Below are 1,577 nucleotides of genomic sequence, written 5' to 3' on the forward strand. Positions count from 1 at the left end.
TTTCTCAAGTTTTCTTATTCAGCTATCGGAGTTCAAGAGTTGAAGATCAACGGACAGATCGGCAGCTCTTTTTTCTTGTTGAAGTAACGAAGCAGGTTACTTGAAGAAGGAAATGATAAATTTGTTATTGAATTATTAATAATGAAAGATTTATGGGTAAAGGAGTTATATCTAAATGCAGAATGTACGGAAATTAATCGAAACAAAGAAATCAGGCGTTGCTGAATCGGATATAAAGCTGGCAGAGGAAAAGTTAGGTTTGATTTTTCCCGAACAGTACAAAGAACTTTTTAAGTTAGTAAATAATGCGGAGATTGGTGAATGGATTCTCTATCCTATTAAAACCCAAATAAATCCTAAAAAAACATGGGATGATGTTGTTAGACAAAATAAGGAAGTAAGAGATGAAAGAATGTCTGAAGACCTTATTGCGATTGGTGATGATGGTTCGGGAGATATACTTTGCTTTAAAAAAATGAACGGGAAAATGGGAGATACCGTTTATCTTTGGAATCACGAGACAACAGAATTAGAAGAATATGCACCTAGTTTAAAGGAATTTATTATTATATTTTCTTAAGAATATTTCGGCAGTCCTTTTTTCATTATCGTTATTTAACTAAATGGGCAGGTTAGCTTAATAAGGATTCTTTAAGTAAGCTTATTTTGTATACTTTAGCACATTGCAAAAGCTATCTGCAGATGCAATTAAAGCTAAAAAAGAAGCCCTTATCTCCTTAGAAAAAGCAAGAGGAGAAATGGCGACTTTAAGAAGTCTTTCAAAAGCAGCTAAGATGATGGAAAAAATCCAGAATTGGTGAAACTTAGACTTATTCAAACTATTGAATCTTCACAGGGGAACACTTTCATTATTGACACAAATCATCAAGTTAAGGAAGTATGTGGGGAGAAATAGGCAACAATTATTAGTAATAACAAAATTGAAAGTTTAAGATTCAGTTGGAATCTTTCAGTTTTTTTAATTACTTGCAGAAATGACTGGGTGCTTTACTTTCAAAAGGGGGTAATGCATTTTTACTTATTCAAGTAACGTGGCAGGTTAGTGAAAGAAGCTTTTATTAGTTTTTATTTATGGAAATAATAGGAGAATCGAGTTTGGATGTAGAAATAATTAACAGTTGACAAAATTAAGGAGGACGATATGAGCAAATTTAGTTTGTTTGGCAAGTTTATTATACAAGAAGGCGAACGTGACACAATGGTAGATATTTTGTTGGAAGCAGCAGAATCAATGAAGAATCTGGATGAATGCGAGATATATCTCGTAAATATTTCTGAGAGCGAACCAAATGCTGTTTATGTTTATGAAGTGTGGAGTAATGAAAATGCCCACCAAGCCTCTCTAACTCTTGAAACAACACAAACATTAATAAAACGTGCAAAACCAATTATTACTGGAATGGAGAGAATCAGCACCCTAAAAACAAGAGGTGGGAAAGGCATTTCATCGAATTCTTATTAAGCTAAACCAGCTAATAGTTTGTCAATATTTTTCAATAAAAAATTAAATTTCTCATGCTATACTAAAAATGTGCACGCCGAATAACCTTCCTAAA

The 1,577-nt window shown here is 32.9% G+C and carries 2 protein-coding genes; both read left to right on the forward strand.

The window, feature by feature from the left end:
• Nucleotides 1-175 precede the first annotated feature (175 nt).
• Nucleotides 176-580 (forward strand): SMI1/KNR4 family protein, encoded by a 405-nt coding sequence (locus J2S10_RS27340; protein ID WP_307414349.1) that lies wholly within the window; start codon nucleotides 176-178, stop codon nucleotides 578-580.
• 582 nt (nucleotides 581-1,162) lie between these two features.
• Entirely contained in the window at nucleotides 1,163-1,483 is a 321-nt protein-coding gene (locus J2S10_RS27345; protein WP_307414351.1) for a putative quinol monooxygenase, read from the forward strand.
• The last annotated feature ends 94 nt before the right edge of the window (nucleotides 1,484-1,577 follow it).

Source organism: Neobacillus ginsengisoli (assembly GCF_030813055.1).

Coding starts and splice junctions, on each gene's coding strand:
- J2S10_RS27340 (WP_307414349.1), top strand. CDS start 176: ATGCAGAATGTACGGAAATTAATCGAAACAAAGAAATCAGGCGTTGCT.
- J2S10_RS27345 (WP_307414351.1), top strand. CDS start 1,163: ATGAGCAAATTTAGTTTGTTTGGCAAGTTTATTATACAAGAAGGCGAA.